Below are 1,802 nucleotides of genomic sequence, written 5' to 3'. Positions count from 1 at the left end.
GCGAAGTGCACACACTAAAAATCAACACAAAGTTGCGCGCAAAAAGGGGAGGAGTCAACTCCAAGTTCAAGCATGGTCCGGGCTTCAGCGGCTTAACGCGAGCTCGAAGTATCGGCTCGCTTGCCGCAAGGACGCTTGACAAGCAAGCGTAAAGCGACGACATGGTTATCCGGCTTTTTACGGATGAAGCGGTAAACCATTTTTCGCCACTTCAATATACTTTTCCGTTTCCACGTACGCGAGAATGTGATCTCTAATAGCCCGCAGGAATTGACCATCAGAATCAGATGCAAAAGTTTCCAAATCCGTATGTGCAATCGTGTCCATGTTTACCAGCTGTCGTATCCCTTCATCCGTCACCGGCAAGAAGTCCGCAGACCGGAGAAGGTCCATGATTAGCCGTTCGTCTTTGGATCTTACCCCAACAAGCCGTTCGTTAAAGCATAGGCGACCAGGAGATTCAATTTCATGCAGAGGATAGTTTCCGAGGAATGAGTGTTGATTTAGTGCTATCAAGCACATTTGTCCGGTGTTGGTTACGCCAACGAGTTCCCTAGACCCACCGTCTTGTGCAATCGCTCCTAAAACGAGCGTGATTGAATCGATGTCACTGAGAGTAACCGGTCTGGAATCCCATGGCCTGCGTGTCTTGGAAGCGCAGCCGAGCGTGGTCAAAACACAGGCAAGAAGAACGCGAGATAAAGTCATTGCTTGATCGGATAACGGTATCGATATGCGGGCGGCGGCGAGAGATCCAACCACTGCGAAAACGGTGACCACCGCCGCTCCGTATCATCGCATGGTTACCCGCCGGTGTTTGGAAAGTAGCCGTCAGGGCCGACGCCGACCGCCTCGAATGTCCGACCAGTCGGGTCGTCCAAGTCTTGGCTTGCATCTGGAACAACAGAACGCCAGAGGCTGAGTTGAAGCTTCGGAAAGACGTACGTGTAGCCGGGTTCGGGAGCATCAGGGTCGAACGGAGCCAGTTTTTCAACGTGGGCGACAGCGGAATCGGCATCCAGTTCGTGTAGACATTCGCCGTCCAATAATGCGCGGAAGTTCTCGGATTCTGCGATCTCGATGAATGCAACCTTTCCAGCAGCATCAAAATCGATCGCTAGATCTTCGAGGTACCATTCGCGTTCTTCGTCACCGTCACCATCGTGTGGCCCAATAAGTTCACGGACGTCCGCGCGCGTCATGCCGAACCGAATTGGTCCAACGCCAACCGTCGGGAGTATGTCGAACGCTTTCATAGAGTTTCTTCAGTCGGGTAACGTCACCGATCACGTGGCGGCGACGAGAAATGTTTGATTTTCAAAAAAGGTTCTTTCGCCGCTCACGTGCATCGGATGGTTCTGGCTCTCCAACGCCGCTCGATCAAGCTCGTGCTCAGCGAAGCGGTACTCGTGCTCGTACTTGACTCCAGTATTGTAAGGAGTGTTGGATTCGAAGGCAACTTGCAGTGCTTAGCAACCGGAGCAGACGTCTTGCAGATTTACAAGCAGTCATTTTTCGTCCGCTCAGCAAACGACCGTGGTAGATCATTGAGCCAAAGTACTCAACACCGAGTCGATCGTGACCGAACGATCGAAGCGGTCATTGAGGACTGGTTTCGATTACGAGTACGAGTACCGTCGCTGGCGCGACTGAGCACGAGCACGATTCTATGGCCAAACGAATTGCATTCTATCCGGGGACCAGGCGTGGAAAGGTCTTGATCAATGGTTGACGTGTTTCGCCTGGTCCACGGATAGAATGTGCGTTGAACTTTGTCGTGCAGACCGCTTACGTTGGCAATC

At 52.3% G+C, this 1,802-nt stretch carries 2 protein-coding genes; both read right to left on the bottom strand.

Going from position 1 to position 1,802, the window contains the following annotated elements:
* Positions 1-177: 177 nt before the first annotated feature.
* Positions 178-708: a hypothetical protein gene (locus tag Q31b_RS27655; RefSeq protein WP_146602912.1), complete on the bottom strand. Its 531-nt coding sequence runs from the start codon at positions 706-708 to the stop codon at positions 178-180.
* Positions 709-803: 95 nt separating this feature from the next.
* Positions 804-1,256: a hypothetical protein gene (locus tag Q31b_RS27650; RefSeq protein ID WP_146602911.1), complete on the bottom strand. Its 453-nt coding sequence runs from the start codon at positions 1,254-1,256 to the stop codon at positions 804-806.
* Between the last annotated feature and the right edge of the window lie 546 nt (positions 1,257-1,802).

This window comes from Novipirellula aureliae, from assembly GCF_007860185.1.
Taxonomy (GTDB): Bacteria; Planctomycetota; Planctomycetia; order Pirellulales; family Pirellulaceae; genus Novipirellula_A; species Novipirellula_A aureliae.
The sequence above is the reverse complement of the archived record's forward strand: the minus strand, read 5'-3'. Positions and strand labels throughout refer to the sequence as shown.

Coding starts and splice junctions, on each gene's coding strand:
- Q31b_RS27655 (WP_146602912.1), bottom strand. CDS start 708: ATGACTTTATCTCGCGTTCTTCTTGCCTGTGTTTTGACCACGCTCGGC.
- Q31b_RS27650 (WP_146602911.1), bottom strand. CDS start 1,256: ATGAAAGCGTTCGACATACTCCCGACGGTTGGCGTTGGACCAATTCGG.